Genomic DNA, 15115 nt, shown 5'->3' on the forward strand with positions numbered 1-15115 from the left:
CCTCCGAGCACCATGACTTCCTTCGTCCAACGTTCCTCCGCGCTCCTGCTGCTGGTCCACACCCTGGCGATGGCCGCACCGCCTGATCCCGCCGTGCTGATGCCCGGCCAGCAGATCGGCCCGCTGCGGCAGTCCTCGGTGGTCCTGGAAGACGGCGCGCTGGCGATGGACGAACGCGGTCAGCTGCTGGTCGGCATGCCCGGCGGCTACACCGGCCAGACCGGCACCGTGCACCTGCGACGCTGGGAGCAGGGCGAATGGCAGGTTCGGCAGATCCTGGTGCCGCCGCCCGAATTCCGGCAGACCGGCGCCCGGTTCGGCCATGCGCTGGCCGTGCACGGGCGCTGGCTGCTGGTCGGGGCGCCGCGCGAGACCGTGGACGGCCTGGCGCAGGCCGGTGCCGGCTACCTGTTCCGCCGCCGCGACGGCGACGACGGCTACGAGCTGGTCTTCAATGGCCGGATCATCCAGCAGGGCGCAACCGGCAGCGGGCGGCAGCTCGGCGCCGCGGTGGCGATCGGTGCGGACTTCGCCGCGCTCGGCGTGCCCGGGCATTCGGTGACCGGCGCGGCACAGTCCGGACAGGTCCTGATGCTGGCGCGCCAGGCCAGCAATGCCTGGTTCCTGGAAGGCCTGCTGGCCTTGCCGGCCGGCAACCCCGCCGCCGGTGCGGCGTTCGGCTCGGCGCTGGCGATGACGCCGACCGGCGACCAGGTGTTCGTGTCTGCGCCCGACCAGACCGTCGCCGACCAGGCGGTGGCCGGTCGCGTCTACTGGTTCCGGCGCAGCAGCGGCGCGTGGCAGCTGCGCCAGCAGTTGAGCTGGACGCCGGTCGACCTGCTCGACCGCTTCGGCGCCTCCCTGGCGCTGCAGGGCGGCTACCTGTTCGTCGGCGCCTCGGCGCGCAGCAAGCCGGGCGACGCGCAGACCAAGGGCGGCGGCGTCCGTGTCTACCGGCGCGAGGTGTCGCTGGACAGCTGGATCACCGCAGCCGACCTGTTCCCGACCACCGCCCAGGCCGGCGCCCGCTTCGGCCAGTCGCTGTCGGTGCTGGCGACCGGCAGCGGCCCGCGCCTGCTGGTCGGCGTGCCTCGCCGCAACCTGGGCACCCTCTTGATCGGCGTGCGCACCGAGGCTGGCGAGGCGACCGTGTTCGAGCCGGCCCCTGCCGGTGCCGGACATGTCTGGTCGCCCGGCGAGAACCTGCGCTGGGGCGGCTCGGTGCTGGCCTCGGCCAGTGGCAACCGGTTCGGCAGTTCGGTGCTTCTGGCCCCGGGCGATGGCGGCCCGCTCGCGTTTGCGGCGGCGCCGGGGCGCAGCGACGATGGTCTCACCGCCGGCTGGGTGCAGGCATTCGTGGGCGACCGGGTGTTCGCCAACGGATTCCAGCCGTAGGCGCCTGCTGCCGGACAAACCTGGGTCGTCCTCGAAGAACTGCTTCCGGCGCCTGTTCTTGCCGATTGTCGGCGAGGCGGCAGCACGCCCGGTTGCGGCTGCGGACGGCCATGAGTGGCAGGCGTCGGTTGCGATGCAGCCCGGCAAACTGCTCGCGGCGATTCCCGTGCCCGTCGTGCGCATCTGCTGTCGGCGAACCGGGATGCGGGTGCGCGAAAGGGCGACCGCAGCCGACCGGGACGCGGCGCTGCCGGGAACGGCGTCGCGCGCCTTTCCCTGTACCCTGCGGTTTCCCGGGCGCTGCGGGCTTGCGCAGCCCGCAGCCCGCCCTTGCGCCCCTGTGATGCCACCCCGACACGTCATCGACACCGTAGCCAGCCGCCCGCGCCCGGGACACGCCAGGATCGCGGTCCTGCTGGCGGCGCTGGCGATGTTCGGGCCGTTCGCGATCGACACCATGTTCCCGGCGTTCCCGGCGATGGCGGTTGCGCTCGGCGTCTCGGACCTGGGCATCCAGCAGACGCTGAGCGTGTACCTGCTCGCCTACGCAAGCATGGCCCTGGTGCATGGCCCGCTGTCCGACCGCTTCGGGCGGCGCCGCATCATCCTGGTCGGCACCTTCGTGTTCGCCCTGGCCTCGGTGGGTTGTGCGCTGGCACCGTCGCTGGGCTGGCTGCTGGTGTTCCGCGCGGTGCAGGGCGTTTCCGCAGGCGTCGGCCTGATCGTCGGTCGCGCGATCGTCCGGGATCTGTACGACGGCCCCGACGCGCAGCGCCTGATGTCCACCGTGACCATGCTGTTCGGCATCGCGCCGGCGGTGGCACCGATCATCGGCGGCTGGATCTTCGGGCTGGCCGGCTGGCAGGCCGTGTTCTGGTTCCTGTGCGGGTTCGGCCTGCTGCTCTGGCTGGCCTGCCTGCTGGGCTTGCCGGAAACGCATGGTCCCGAGCGGCGGCGTTCGCTGTCGGTCGGCGTGATGGTGCAGAACTATGCGCAGATGCTGGGCGATCGCAGCTTCGGCTGGATGTCGCTGGCGGCTGCCTTCAACTTCGCGGCGCTGTTCCTGTACATCGCGGCGGCACCGGCGTTCGTGCTCCGCCATCTGGGCCTGGGCACAATGGACTTCGGCTGGTTCTTCGTGCCGACCATCGCCGGCATGATGGCCGGGGCCTTCACGTCCGGCCGTCTGGCCGGCCGCGCCAGCCCCGAGCGCAGTATCGGGCTGGCCTATGCCGCGATGCTGGCGGCAGGCGTCGGCAATGTCGCCTACGCGGTTTCGGGGCAGCAGTTCGCGCTGCCCTGGGCGGTGTTGCCGATCAGCGCCCTGGCCTTCGCCATCGCCATCGCCTTTCCGGCGATCACGCTGCTGCTGCTGGACCGCTATCCGGCCCATCGCGGGGCCGCATCCTCGCTGCAGTCCTTCATCTCCCTGGTCCTGAACGCGCTGGTCGCTGCATTGCTGGCGCCCTGGCTGGGCGCGTCCCCGCAGATGCTGGCCCTGGGCTCCCTGGTGCTCACCGTGCTGGGCTACCTGGCCTGGCAGCTGCGGCCGCGGCCGCCCCGGACGCGGCCCCTGCCCGACGAGCCACTGCTACCGCTGGCCAATGCCGGGCAGCAGTGAAGCCGGCCCGGCAGCGGCCGGCGGCCTGCGCGGCGAGACGAGGCGCCCTTCGGGCGGATGCCTGTGAGCTTCGGTCGCCGCATCGGCCGACCGGCATCGCACCCCCTCGGTGCTCCGGCGCCATCCGTCACGCGCAGTTCTCAGGGCAACTGGGACGGTGCTCACGACGCGCGCGACGCGTCACCATTGTTTGCGTTCCAGGACCCGCCAGGGCCGTGCCGTCACCATTGTTTGCAGTTTTCGTCTTGTCCACCGGTACCGGGACCCGGAGACTGGCAGGCAACCCACAGGCAGACCGGTTGCGCGAAGACCATGGACAAAGGACACGGCATCACCGTCTACGATCGCGCCGGCAACCGCCTGCGCGGATGGCTGCAGGACAACGGCCACATCCACCTGGCCCAGCACGCCCATCGCTACACCTACGGCCGGCTCAACCGCAAGGGCGACGTCGAGCTCTACGACGATGAAGGCGGCGTCACCCTGGCCTGCGTCGGCGGCGTGGCGGCGCAGGACGCCGACGCCGAACCCGAACCGCCCCGGGCACTGGTCGCCTGAGCGCCCGTCCAGCCAGCAGGCTGTTGAAAAACAGCCTGCTGGCGGCGGCCATGGATGGCCGCTCGGCGAAGCAAGTGCGTGAGCAGTTGATTCGACGGGAGCCCGTCCGGACCTGCGCCGGACGGGCGACTTGAAAAACGACCTGGAAGGTCGTTTTTCGACAAGCTGCCAGACGTCGTTCTGCCCGGCCAACCGCGGCTCCCCTCGTGGCAACGCATCGCGGGCTGTCCCGGCCACGCGGAGGCCGGCGGCAGCCGATGAGTCAGGCCTTGCCCAGCGCCGAGAGGATGGCCTTGGTGCCGAAGTAGGCCAGCAGCAGCAGCGCCATGCCCGACAGCGTCAGCCAGGCGGCGCGCCGGCCGCGCAGGCCGTACCGGTGGTGGGACAGCAGCAGGCCGCCGAACACCAGCCAGGAGGCCACCGAGAAAAAGGTCTTGTGCGCCAGGTGCTGGCCAAGGATGTCTTCGATGAAGAGGACCCCGCTGACCAGGCTGAGGCTGAGCAGGACAAAGCCCGCCTGCAGCAGTCGGAACAGCAGGCCTTCGGTCAGGGTCAGCGGCAGGGACTGCAGGAAGGGCAGCGGGCGGCGCGTACGCAGGGCGTGCTCCTGGATCGCCAGCAGCAGCGCGGCCAGGCTGGCCACGCTGAGGGTCGAATAGGCGAGCAGCGAGGTCAGCGCGTGCAGGCTGATCTGCCAGGTGTCCGGGCCGGTCCCCGGCCGTCCATCGGGAAGCAGCAGGGCGACCAGCACACAACCGGCTGCGATCGGATAGACCAGGACGCCGAGCGGGTCGAGGTGGCGTCTGCGGGCGGCCAGCATCTGCACCGCGGCCATGCCCAGACCCACCACCGAGAGGGCGAATCCGAAGCTGTGCCGCACGCCTCCCGCGGCATGGATGGCCATCGCCAGGGCCGCCGCATGGAAGAGCACGCCCAGCCCGGCCAGAAACAGGACCGGCGCATGGCCGATGCGATCCACGCCGTGGCGCAGGCGGCCGGCCGTGAGGGCAGCGGCGGCCAAGTAGAAGAACAGGGCGATGGTGAGGGCCAGGGGCATGGTCGTGCAAGTCTCGCACGGCGCTCCGTCCGGCGTCAGCGCATGCGCGCGGTCGGCCGTTCGCCGGCCAGCGCGTCGGCGGGGCGGGTCGTTGCGGCCGACCGGCGACGGTCGCGGCAGGCCATCGATTCTCCACGCGCCGGCCAGGCCAGGGGACGGGTCGCGACCCGGAAGGGGGCCGGAACAGCCGTTCCCCGGCAATCTGCCGGCCCGGGTCTTTCGCAGGGCGGCGAATCATCGCAGTCGAGGTCCCGCCGTGGCGTGGAAATGGGCGGTCCCAGCAGCGATCTCATGAGGGATCCGGGCTAAGCTGACCCTGACACCCATGGCAGGAGTGACGATGAACTGGACAGGCAGACGGGCGGTCATTGCGTTCCTCTTCGCGACGGCCTGGAACGTCGATGCCCTGGCCGGCACGGTCGGTCCCGTGGATCGCCTGCTCAGGGACGGCTTCGATCCGCCCTTCGTGTACCTGCTCGACGACGGCAGCGGCAACGTGAACATCGGTCCGCCATCGACGTTCGACCCGGACATGCTGTGGGGCAACTATTTCCTGGTGCAGCCCGGCGCCGAGGTGGTCACGGCCATCGAGGTCGCCTTCGGCGCCACCTTCCCGTCCCTGGCGAACGGGCCGGTGACCTTCTGGCTGCTGGTCGACGCCGATGCCGACGGCGATCCGCGCAACGCGACCGCCCTGGCCAGCGTCCAGGCGACGCCAGACGTGTCGGGCAACGCCTTCTACCGGGTGGCGATCCCGCCGATGCGGGTCCAGGGCGCGATCTTCGTTGGCGCCAGCGCGCAATTGCTGGGCGGCCAGGACCGGCCGGCGCGGGTCGACACCGACGCGGTCGCCGACCGCTCGTGGTTCTTCTATGCGCCGGACATCGCGGCGGTGATCGACGACCTGGCCAGTGCGCCGTTCGGCACGCGCATGGACAACACGCAGTTCGTGCCCTTCCCGGGCGGCTTCATGGTCCGGGCGATCGGCCAGCCGGACAACTGAGCCCGGTTCGGGGCCGGCATCGGCCGGGCTCTCAGCGGCCGACCGGCCCGATCAGCGCCAGCATGGCCTCGCGGCGGCCGGGCTCGACCGCTTCGGCGTGCCCATAGGCCTCCAGGGCCTGCTCCGCCAGCGCGCGTGCCCGCCCGGCATCGCCGGCATCGGCGTGGACGCGCGCCGCGATCGCCAGCAGGTTGCCGGGGATCTGGCTGCTGGGCGGCACCCGTCCGGTGGAAAGCGCGAGCACGGCATCGATGGTTTCGCGCGCCCGGTCGTGGTGTCCGGCGCGGCCCAGGTGGGCAGCCAGGTTGGCGCGGGCGACCAGGATGGCGGGATGGTCGGGCGGGAACAGCGAGACCCGGATGGCCAGCGAGTCTTCCAGCAGGGGGATCGCGTCCTCGACCCGTCCTTGGTCGGACAGCACCAGCGCAAGATTGTTGAGGTTCACCGCTCGGTCGGGGTGGCCGTCCGGCAGCGCCGACTCGAGCAGTGCGCGGGCCCTGCCGTAGGCGGCGGCGGCCTCGTCGAGCCGGCCCAGGCCGTGCAGCGCATAGCCGAGATTTCCCTCGCGCAGCGCCTGGGCCCGGAGGTCGCCCTCGCCCGGACTGGCCAGGGCAAGGGCGGCCTGGGCCTGGGGCAGGGCCTCCTCGTAGCGGCCCAGGTCGTTGAGCAGGGCCGCCAGGTCGTTGCGGAGGGTCGCCTCCGTGACCGGGTCGCGGCGTCGGGGCAGGGACGCCAGGGCGCTGTGCAGGAGCTCCTCGGCGTCCTGGTAGCGGCCCTGGTACCAGGCGAGCAGGGCCACGGCGTCCAGGGTGCGGGCACGAACGGCGGGCGGGGCCGTGCGGTGCAGGCGCTCTGCCGCCGCGATCTGCGCGGCGGCATCGTCCAGGCGGTCCAGGGAGAGGTAGGCGCGGCCAAGGGCGACGCGAAGCTCGCCCTCCAGCAGCGGGTCCGCGGCAAAGCGATTGCCCAGGCCGGAGACCGCCTTGTCGACCGCCTCGCCAAGGGTCAGCGAGGTGCCGCTGACATGCGGGTCCGCGGCGCTCACCATGTCGATCAGGAACCGGTTCGCCTGGCGGGCCCGTTCGGCCTCCCGTTCGGCGCGCTGCGCCTGGTCGAGACTGGCGACCAGGCCGCCCAGGACACCGACCAGCGCCACCGCGCTGGCCGCCGCCGCGACGCGGTTGCGGCGCAGGAAGCGCCCGAATCGGTACCAGCGGCCATCGCCGCGCGCCTGCACCGGGCGGTGGTCGAGCCAGCGACGCAGGTCGTCGGCGAAGGCTTCGGCGGTGCCGTAGCGGCGTTCGGGCTGCTCGGCGATCGCCTTCATGACGATGCCGTCGAGGTCGCCGCGCAGGCCGCGCCGCCAGCTTGCCGCAGCAGCCCCGGTCAGGGACAGACTGCCGGGATCGAGGCGGCTGCTGGGTCGCGTCGGTGCCGGCGCCGCGAGCAGGCGGGCGAGGGCATCCAGGGAGCGGCCAACGGACTCGCGGGCCGGTCGCCCGGCCACCAGCAGGTACAGCAGCAGTCCGGCCGAATGGATGTCGCTGGCCGTGGTCAGGGGTTCGCCCCGGAACTGCTCTGGCGAGGCGTACTCCGGCGTCATGGCGGCCAGCGCCGTGACCGTGCGGTCCTGCGCGTCGCCGCTGCCGATCGAGGCGGCGATGCCGAAATCCAGCAGCTTGACGGTGCCATCGTCGGCAACCAGCACGTTGGACGGCTTCAGGTCGCGATGCACGACCAGTGCCCGGTGCGCCGCAGCCACTGCGGCCAGAACCTGCAGGAACAGCCGGACCCGGGCGCGCAGGTCGAGGCCCTTGCGTCGGCACCACTCGTCGATGGCCGCGCCGCGGATGAATTCCATCGCCACCCACGGTGCGCCGTCCGGCGCGCTGCCCCCGTCGATCACGCGGGCGATGTTGGGATGCTCCAGGCGCGCCAGCAGCCGGCGTTCGCGCTCCGCCCTGCGCAGCGCGTCGGCATCGGCAAGGTGGTCGGGAACGATCTTGATCGCCGCCTGCTGCTGGAAGTCGCCGGCATCGCGTTCGGCCAGCCAGACCTGCCCCATTCCCCCCCGGCCGATCGGCTGGAGCAGGCGCCAGGGACCCAGGCGCGAGGGCGCGGACGGATCCCCTTCGAGAAAGCCCTGGCTGCTGCCATGGGCGGCCAGCAAGGCATTCACCTGGTCCAGCAGCGCGTCGTCGCCGGCGCAGGCCTGGGCCACGAACGCGCCTCGTGCCTCTCCGTGATGTTCCAGGGCGGCCTCCAGTAGGGCCAGCGCCGCCCGACTGGTCACGACAGCGCCTGGAAAAGGAAGGCGCGCGCGACCTCCCAGTCGCGCTGCGCCGTGGATCGCGACAGGCCCAGGACGGTCGCCACCTCGGCCATTTCAAGGCCGCCGAAACAACGCAGCTCGACCACTCGCGCCTTGCGCTCGTCGAGCGCTTCGAGCTGACGCAGCGCCTGGTCCAGGGCCAGGGCATCGATGCCATCGCCGGTGCCGGCGACGTCCAGCGCCAGCGACAGGGTCAGCGGACGATCGCCGCCACCGCGTTTGCCGGCATCCCGGCGCCGGGCATGGTCGACCAGGACCTGGCGCATGCGCCGGGCGGCGATCGCGAAGAACTGCCGGCGGTCGGCTGGCGCCAGGGTGTCGTCGGCGGCCAGGCGCAGCCAGGCCTCGTGTACCAGGGCGGTGGGCGACAGCGTGTGGCTGCCGCGCTCGACGCCGAGCTGGCGTGCGGCCAGCCGGCGAAGCTGGCCGTAGACCAGGGGCAGCAGGGCGGCATCGGCGCCGCTGTCGCCGGCCGACAGCCGATGCAGCAGGACGGTGATGGCGCCTTCGTCGTCGGACATGGGCCAGCGGCACGCGGGACGGGCGTCAGCTTAGCGTCCCTTTGCCCGGTCCCGGGAGCCCGGGGTCAGCGCGCCGACTGCGGAGCGACGATTTCGCTGTGGCCCCAGGGTGTCGGCGGCAGGTCCACCGGCGTGGCCAGATCGAACTCGACCTGGAACAGCCGCCCGCCGGGCCGCGACAGCTCGTACAGGAAGCGCTGGCCGGGCTCGATCTCCATCGCCCAGGTGTTGGTCACCGAGGCGGTCAGGCCCTCGCGCTCGAACATCGCCACCGACTCGGCGTCGACCGGGAATTCCTGGCGCTGCGGCGTACCGGGTCCGGCGGTGTCGCCGCCGTACATGGTCACGGCGTCGTCGCTGCCATCCTCGTGACGGTGGTCGTGCTTCAGGCGCAGGCCAGTGCCGGTGCGGGTCAGCACCCAGGTCCGGCTGTGGTCGTCGCCGACATGGAAGGGCACCTTGACCTCGGTCTGGCCGCATTCGCGCACGTGCATCACCAGGGCCTTGCCTTCAAAGGCGTCGTCGGGCTGCGCGGGCTGGTTGGCGACGATGCGGCCGGCGTAGGCCTGGCCGCAGTGGCTGCGCAGACGGTCCAGGAAGGCATCGTGCGGGCTGTCCGCGGAGGGCGGCGCCTCCGCTTCAGCCTGCGGCGGCGGGGGCGCGGCCGGTTCCGGCGCGCTTGCAGGGGCGGTCTGCGGCGACTGGCCGCAGGCGGCCAGGGCGAGGGCTGCGCACAGCAGCGTCAGGCGGGTTGTCGTGTTCATGGCGCCACCCTACGCCGCGCGCCGGCCCCGGGCAAGGCGCGGCACAGCAGGGTCGTATACTTGGCGCCTTGCAGTCGACCCGCCCGGCCGCCGGTGCGGCGCGGGGAGTCGCTGCCCCGAGATCCGGAGTCCAGCATGTTCCAGTCCCTGAGCGAACGCCTCGGCACCACCCTCGACCGCCTGCGCGGCAAGGCGCGGCTGAGCGAGGACAACATCCGCGAGGCCCTGCGCGAGGTCCGCATCGCCCTGCTCGAGGGCGACGTCGCCCTGCCGGTGGTGCAGGCCTTCATCCAGCGCGTCAAGGTCCGCGCGGTCGGCCAGGACGTGCTGCGCAGCCTCACGCCCGGCCAGGCCCTGGTCAAGGTCGTGCGCGACGAGCTGGTCGCGGTGATGGGCGGTGCCGGCGCGCAGCCGCTGAACCTCAATGCCCCGGCGCCGGTGGTGATCCTGATGGCCGGCCTGCAGGGCGCCGGCAAGACCACCACGGTGGCCAAGCTGGCGCGCCACCTGAAGGAGCGCCAGAAGAAGAAGGTCATGGTGGTCTCCGCCGACGTCTACCGGCCGGCGGCGATCGCCCAGCTGGAGACCCTGGCCGGCCAGGTCGACGCGGTGTTCCAGCCGTCCAGCGCCGGCGAGCAGCCGGTGGCGATCGTCGAGCGTGCCATCGACGCCGCCCGCAAGGCCTTCGCCGACGTGCTGATCGTCGACACCGCCGGCCGGCTGGCGGTGGACGAGGCGATGATGGCCGAGATCAAGGCCCTGCACGCCGCGGTCAAGCCGACCGAGACGCTGTTCGTGGTCGACGCGATGACCGGCCAGGACGCCGCGGCCACCGCCAAGGCGTTCGCCGACGCCCTGCCGCTGACCGGCGTGGTGCTGACCAAGGCCGACGGCGACGCCCGCGGCGGCGCCGCGCTCAGCGTGCGTTACGTGACCGGCCGTCCGATCAAGTTCATCGGCCTGGGCGAGAAGACCGAGGCGCTGGAGCCGTTCCACCCCGACCGCATCGCCGGCCGCATCCTGGGCATGGGCGACGTGCTCAGCCTGGTCGAGGAGGTCGAGCGCAAGGTCGACCGTGACAAGGCCACGAAGCTGGCCGAAAAGGTCGCCGCCGGCCGCCGCTTCACGCTCAAGGACTTCCGCGACCAGCTCCAGCAGATGACCCAGATGGGCGGGCTGTCCGGCCTGCTCGACAAGCTGCCCGGCATGGGCAAGCTCACCGAGCAGGTCAAGGGCAAGGTCAACGATCGCGAGATCCGGCACATGATCGCCATCATCGACTCGATGACCAAGAAGGAGCGGCGCAACCCGACCCTGCTCAACGGCAGCCGCCGCGCCCGGGTCGCGCGCGGCTCCGGCACCCAGCCGGCCGACGTCAACCGCCTGCTCAAGCAGTACCAGCAGATGGAGAAGATGATGGGCAAGCTGAAGGGCGGCGGCATGAAGGGCATGCTGCGCGGCCTGAAGGGCGCCATGGGCGGGTTGGGCGGCGGCGGCATGCCGCCCGGCGGCATGCTGCGCTGAGCGGGCAGGCATGAGCGCCTGTCCCTCGCCTTGCCGTCACGGCGGCGCCCCGGGTCGCTGAGCCGGCCACGTCCGTGAACGCCTGGCTGCTGGTCTACGTCCTGGGTGCCGGCCAGGGCGCGCTGCTGGCGCTGGCGCTGTGGCAGCGTCGCCACGAGGCCGCCGGGCAGGGGCTGCTTGCCGCCTGGATCGCCCTGGCCAGCCTCGACCTTGCGGTGCGGGCGCTGTACCTGGCCGACCCCGGGCCCGGCCTGTTGCGGCCCTACCGCCTGGTCGGGTTGTTCCCCTTCCTGCACGCCAGCGCCTTTTACCTTTACTGCCGGATGGTGGTCCGCGGCGACGGCCTGCGCCGGGCCGACCTGTTGCACCTGGCCGTGTTCGCGCTGGCGGTGCTGGCCTGGGCGGATCTGCTGCTGCTCGACGAGGCGGGGCTGGTCGAGCTGTACCGTGCGCTGGCTGCCGGACGGATCCCGGCGCGGGCACCCTGGCTGGACCTGGCGATGATGGCCTGGGGCCTGGCCTGGCTGCTGCTGTCCCTGCGCCTGGTCTGGCGCTACCGGCGCCGCCTGCTGGCCAGCGCCTCGGACGGCGATCCGGGCGCGCTGCGCTGGCTGATCGCCATGGGCCTGTCGCAGGCGCTGATCTGGGCGATCGCCTTCGGCCAGTGGCTGACCACCTTGCCCTGGCTCAGCTACCGGCTGATCTATGCGGCGGTGGCGGCCTGGGTGTTCCTGGTCGGCTACCTGGCCCTGGTCCGGCCGCAGGTGCCGCGTGCGGCCGGCGACATCGAAGAGGCCGCCGCAGCCGAAACGCCGCCGCCGGATCCGCTGCCTGCCACGGATACCGAGGACCCGCGGGCCGACGCCGTCGCCGCCCGCATCGACGCCCTGATGACCGAGGGCCGGGTGCACCGCGAGCCGGCCCTGACCATCGCCCAGCTTGCCCGGCGCAGCGGCTATCCCGAGTATCTGGTCTCGGCGGTGATCAACCGCCGCCACGGCGTGCCGTTCTGGGAGTTCGTCAACCGCCACCGCATCGCCGATGTGTGCGCGGCCCTGGCCGACCCCGGCGACACCCGCACGGTGCTGGAGATCGCCTTCGCTGCCGGCTTCACCGCCAAGTCGACCTTCAACGCCGCCTTCAAGCGGCTGCAGGGCGAAACGCCGGCGGCCTACCGGCGCCGCTGCGCAGCGGACCCCGCAGCAGCCACTCGCAGACCAGCAGGTTGACCGGCCAGCACAGCCAGGCGGCGGCCAGGTAGGCGGCGTCGAAGGGCAGGCCGAGCACGGCGATGCCCAGCCCCAGGTAGGCGCGCAGGGTCACCGCGGCGAAGGTCAGGGCGATGCTGCGCAGCATCCAGCGCCGGTGCGCCTCCAGGCGGCCGGCGATGGCGTGACGGATCGCCAGGCCGGTGAAGGCCAGCCAGAGCAGGGACAGCAGGGCGAAGTTGAAGGCATTTGCCAGGCCGCCCTGGGCGCGCGGCGCCAGCAGCAGGCCCGAGACCCCGCCGATCAGCACCGCGGCCACGTACAGCCAGCCGCTCGCCCGGTGCAGTCCGGGCCAGCCTCGGCGAAGGCCGCTCAGGTACTGGACCGGTGCCAGCACCAGGGCCAGCCCGGCCGCGAAGAAGTGCGCCGGCACCGGCCAGCCGGCCTTCGCGAAGCTGACATGAAAGGGGTTGCGCGGATTCCAGCCCTGGTACAGGTAGGCGAAGGCGTGGCCGGCAATGGCCAGGCAGGACAGGGCGAACACGGCGAAGGCCAGCTTGCGGAGCAGGAGGTTCCAGGGCAGGCGCACAGGACAGGTCTCGACGGGCAGGGACGGTCCAGCCTGACCGCTGGACAGGTGTCCGGCGTCCGGTCCGGCCGGACCGGACTTTTTCGCCCCCGTCGGTCGCGCCGAGCTGCCGCCTGGTCGATCCGGCACGGCTTTGGCGCCCTGCCGGCCATCCAGGGGCGTCGTCCCGGGCCACGGATCCGGACCAAGTCCGGAGCGGCCGTGTTCCAGGGGACCGCTACATCCCGAGAGTCTCGGCCGAGTCGTAGAAGATGACGTCGTCGGCATCGATCTCGGCGGCGCCGATGTCGCAGCGCGGCGGGCCGCCATAGCCGTGCGGCCGCGTTGTGCCGTGCTGGTCGGCACCGGTGCAGGCGCCGTCGCCGACCTGGCTGGGCGATCCCGCGCTCATTGCCGGACTGTCGCGGCGCGGCCAGTGGATCGGCGTGACGCTGAGGCTGCTGCGGTAGCGCAGCGGGGTCAGCCGCGGGTCGAGGCCGCGCAGGTTGCTGATCCCGGGCAGGCCGATGCAGCTGGCCCCGTACAGGAGGTTGTGGCCGTCGCTGTCGGCCACGACCTGGGCCGGGTCGACCACGCAGTCGTTGAGGTTGCCGGCGACGATGCTGTTGCGCAAGGTCAGGTGCCAGGGGCCGTCGGCACCATAGTGCCGGAGCCCGTCGCCACCGTTGCCGACCAGGGTGACGTTGCGCAGGACGAGGTGCTTGCGCAGGGCGATGATGCCGTCGCCCTGATTGCCGCTGATGGTGCTGTCCTGCACGAGCAGGGACTGGTTGCCGGCGCCCGACTGGAAGACCGAGATGGTGCTGTTGCCCAGGTTCGAATGCACCGCGCTCTCGGTCAGCCGCAGTGAACCGGAACCGGTGAAGCGGATCGCCGCGCCGGTGCCGCCGAAGGATTCGTTGTAGGCCAGCTCGCTGCCGGCGACCCGCGTATCCGGTCCGTCCGAATAGAGGCCGCCACCGACGAAACCGGCGTTGCCGATCAGGCGCATGGCGTTCAGGCGCACGATGCCGGCGCCGGACTGCACCAGCACGCCACCGCCCACGGCATTCGGGGAATTCCTGCCGTTGATGATGTCGAAGCCGGTCAGGGTGACGTCGCCCTCGACGATCCGTACGGCCAGGGAGTTGTGGTTCGCGTTCAGCACCGGGCGCTGTTCGCAGCCGGGACAGAAGATGCTCATCGAGCGGGCGATGCGCAACTCGCCGGTGGCGCCGTCGTGCGCCACCAACGGCCGGGTCAGCAGGTACTCGCGGCCGGATTGCAGGTGGATGGTGTGGCTGCCGGGCAGGGCGCTGGCCTCCATGATCGCCGCGCGCAGCGTGCACTGGCTGGGCGGCAGGCCGACCGGGTCGCACACGCCGTTGCCGGGATTGGCGTCCGGCACGTCCAGCGAACTGGCCGCCACGAAGGTGGCGGCATGGGCGGAAGGCAGCAGGATGAAGGACAGGAGTCCGGCGCGGAGCAGACGAGACATGAGTGAACGCTCTTGAAGACGTGGGCCGCACCCGTGTCGGCCCTCGCCTGTACCTACGGGCCGACGAAGGCGCAGGGATCAGCGCTCCGCCCCGAACCGTCGCCGATCAATCGGCCACCGGCGCTGTCGTCGCTGGACAGCGGCGTCTGGCGGGTGCTGCCGGATCGAACGGACATCGGAAAACCCCGGGCCGCCACACGGCGCGTTGCAGACACCAGGCCATCCCGGCCTGAAGGAGTGCCGCCATGACCCGATCCGTCCTTGCCGCCGCGCTGACCCTGCTGGCGCTGGCTGCTGCCTACCCCGCCCAGGCCGGTACCGGCCGCCTTGCCGAGCTGGAGGTGTTCGACCGCGCGACCGGCCAGGCCTTGCCTGTGCATCGCCACCAGGGACGACTCTGGGTCGCCGGGCGGCCGGGTCACGAGTACGAGCTGCGCGTGCGCAGCCGCCATGGGGGTCGCCTGCTGGCCGTGACCAGCGTCGACGGCGTCAACGTGGTGACCGGGCAGACCGCGGCCCCGGACCAGTCCGGCTACGTGCTCGCCGGCCACGGCCAGGTGCGCATCACCGGCTGGCGCAAGAGCACGCGGCAGACCGCGGCCTTCGAGTTCACCACCCTGTCCGACAGCTATGCGGCGCGCACCGGTCGTCCGGGCCATGTCGGCGTGATCGGTGTGGCCCTGTTCCGCGAGGCGGTTCCGCAGCGCTGGCAGGGCGACGAGCTGGCCGCCGGCGAGGCTGATCGGCATCGCGCCCGGGCACCGGCAGCGCCCTCGGCCTCGGCGCCGCCCTCGGCCGCCGAGAGCCTGGGCACCGGCCACGGCCGCCGCCTGGACTCGCCGGTCCGGAACGTCGACTTTGCGCGCGCCACGACGCAGCCCGACGAGGTGATCGAGATCCGCTACGACAGCCGCGAGAACCTGGTGGCGATGGGGGTGCTGCCGGCCCCGTGGCGCCACGACCGGCAGCCGCGCGCCTTTCCGGCCGGCTTCGTGCCCGATCCCTGAGGCCGCATCGCCTGCGCCGGGCGGCCCGGAACCCGCGACCGTGTCGCAGGCGGTGAGAC

At 72.2% G+C, this 15115-nt stretch carries 13 protein-coding genes; 7 read left to right on the forward strand and 6 right to left on the reverse strand.

Translation table 11 applies throughout. The annotated features are described in order from the left end of the window. The first annotated feature begins 12 nt into the window (after positions 1 to 12). The 3 genes from KF823_08430 (at position 13) to KF823_08440 (ending at position 3574) form a co-directional block, all read left to right on the forward strand. On the forward strand, positions 13 to 1395 hold the full coding sequence (locus KF823_08430) for a hypothetical protein (protein ID MBX3725930.1): 1383 nt from the start codon (positions 13 to 15) through the stop codon (positions 1393 to 1395). A gap of 343 nt (positions 1396 to 1738) precedes the next feature. Next, on the forward strand, positions 1739 to 3016 hold the full coding sequence (locus tag KF823_08435) for a multidrug effflux MFS transporter (protein MBX3725931.1): 1278 nt from the start codon (positions 1739 to 1741) through the stop codon (positions 3014 to 3016). 312 nt (positions 3017 to 3328) lie between these two features. Beyond that, positions 3329 to 3574, forward strand: a complete 246-nt coding sequence (locus KF823_08440; GenBank protein ID MBX3725932.1) for a hypothetical protein — start codon at positions 3329 to 3331, stop codon at positions 3572 to 3574. A 262-nt stretch (positions 3575 to 3836) separates the two neighbouring features. On the opposite strand, the gene ccsA is transcribed toward KF823_08440, so the two are convergent. After that, positions 3837 to 4631: a cytochrome c biogenesis protein CcsA gene (ccsA, locus tag KF823_08445; GenBank protein ID MBX3725933.1), complete on the reverse strand. Its 795-nt coding sequence runs from the start codon at positions 4629 to 4631 to the stop codon at positions 3837 to 3839. Between the two features lie 340 nt (positions 4632 to 4971). On the opposite strand from ccsA, the gene KF823_08450 reads away from it, so the two are divergent. Beyond that, positions 4972 to 5634, forward strand: coding sequence for a hypothetical protein (locus tag KF823_08450; GenBank protein ID MBX3725934.1), 663 nt, complete (start codon positions 4972 to 4974; stop codon positions 5632 to 5634). A gap of 31 nt (positions 5635 to 5665) precedes the next feature. On the opposite strand, the gene KF823_08455 is transcribed toward KF823_08450, so the two are convergent. The 3 genes from KF823_08455 to KF823_08465 all read right to left on the reverse strand — a co-directional run bounded on the left by KF823_08455 (position 5666) and on the right by KF823_08465 (position 9251). After that, on the reverse strand, positions 5666 to 7927 hold the full coding sequence (locus KF823_08455; GenBank protein MBX3725935.1) for a serine/threonine protein kinase: 2262 nt from the start codon (positions 7925 to 7927) through the stop codon (positions 5666 to 5668). Next, positions 7924 to 8487: an RNA polymerase subunit sigma gene (locus KF823_08460; GenBank protein ID MBX3725936.1), complete on the reverse strand. Its 564-nt coding sequence runs from the start codon at positions 8485 to 8487 to the stop codon at positions 7924 to 7926. The genes KF823_08455 and KF823_08460 overlap by 4 nt, the downstream gene beginning before the upstream one ends. Positions 8488 to 8552: 65 nt before the next feature. Then, positions 8553 to 9251: a hypothetical protein gene (locus KF823_08465; protein ID MBX3725937.1), complete on the reverse strand. Its 699-nt coding sequence runs from the start codon at positions 9249 to 9251 to the stop codon at positions 8553 to 8555. A gap of 135 nt (positions 9252 to 9386) precedes the next feature. Between KF823_08465 and ffh the strand changes: the two genes are divergently transcribed. Beyond that, positions 9387 to 10775 (forward strand): signal recognition particle protein, encoded by a 1389-nt coding sequence (gene ffh / locus KF823_08470; protein MBX3725938.1) that lies wholly within the window; start codon positions 9387 to 9389, stop codon positions 10773 to 10775. A 74-nt stretch (positions 10776 to 10849) separates the two neighbouring features. Next, the gene (locus KF823_08475) at positions 10850 to 12004 is read left to right on the forward strand and encodes an AraC family transcriptional regulator (GenBank protein MBX3725939.1); all 1155 of its coding nucleotides are present in this window, start codon (positions 10850 to 10852) and stop codon (positions 12002 to 12004) included. Here KF823_08475 and KF823_08480 read toward each other — a convergent pair. Both KF823_08480 and KF823_08485 read right to left on the reverse strand, forming a co-directional pair. Continuing rightward, entirely contained in the window at positions 11916 to 12572 is a 657-nt protein-coding gene (locus KF823_08480) for a DUF2306 domain-containing protein (GenBank protein ID MBX3725940.1), read from the reverse strand. The genes KF823_08475 and KF823_08480 overlap by 89 nt on opposite strands. A gap of 217 nt (positions 12573 to 12789) precedes the next feature. Continuing rightward, the gene (locus KF823_08485; GenBank protein ID MBX3725941.1) at positions 12790 to 14049 is read right to left on the reverse strand and encodes a hypothetical protein; all 1260 of its coding nucleotides are present in this window, start codon (positions 14047 to 14049) and stop codon (positions 12790 to 12792) included. A 245-nt stretch (positions 14050 to 14294) separates the two neighbouring features. Here KF823_08485 and KF823_08490 point away from each other — a divergent pair, with 245 nt between their 5' ends. After that, positions 14295 to 15056: a hypothetical protein gene (locus KF823_08490; protein MBX3725942.1), complete on the forward strand. Its 762-nt coding sequence runs from the start codon at positions 14295 to 14297 to the stop codon at positions 15054 to 15056. Positions 15057 to 15115: the final 59 nt, after the last annotated feature.

It is taken from the genome of Lysobacterales bacterium, assembly GCA_019634735.1.
GTDB lineage: Bacteria > Pseudomonadota > Gammaproteobacteria > Xanthomonadales > UBA2363 > Pseudofulvimonas.

What these genes read in the sequence shown, in the direction of transcription:
- KF823_08430 (MBX3725930.1), top strand. Translation starts at nt 13, where the DNA reads ATGACTTCCTTCGTCCAACGTTCCTCCGCGCTCCTGCTGCTGGTCCAC.
- KF823_08435 (MBX3725931.1), top strand. Translation starts at nt 1,739, where the DNA reads ATGCCACCCCGACACGTCATCGACACCGTAGCCAGCCGCCCGCGCCCG.
- KF823_08440 (MBX3725932.1), top strand. Translation starts at nt 3,329, where the DNA reads ATGGACAAAGGACACGGCATCACCGTCTACGATCGCGCCGGCAACCGC.
- ccsA (MBX3725933.1), bottom strand. Translation starts at nt 4,631, where the DNA reads ATGCCCCTGGCCCTCACCATCGCCCTGTTCTTCTACTTGGCCGCCGCT.
- KF823_08450 (MBX3725934.1), top strand. Translation starts at nt 4,972, where the DNA reads ATGAACTGGACAGGCAGACGGGCGGTCATTGCGTTCCTCTTCGCGACG.
- KF823_08460 (MBX3725936.1), bottom strand. Translation starts at nt 8,487, where the DNA reads ATGTCCGACGACGAAGGCGCCATCACCGTCCTGCTGCATCGGCTGTCG.
- KF823_08465 (MBX3725937.1), bottom strand. Translation starts at nt 9,251, where the DNA reads ATGAACACGACAACCCGCCTGACGCTGCTGTGCGCAGCCCTCGCCCTG.
- ffh (MBX3725938.1), top strand. Translation starts at nt 9,387, where the DNA reads ATGTTCCAGTCCCTGAGCGAACGCCTCGGCACCACCCTCGACCGCCTG.
- KF823_08485 (MBX3725941.1), bottom strand. Translation starts at nt 14,049, where the DNA reads ATGTCTCGTCTGCTCCGCGCCGGACTCCTGTCCTTCATCCTGCTGCCT.
- KF823_08490 (MBX3725942.1), top strand. Translation starts at nt 14,295, where the DNA reads ATGACCCGATCCGTCCTTGCCGCCGCGCTGACCCTGCTGGCGCTGGCT.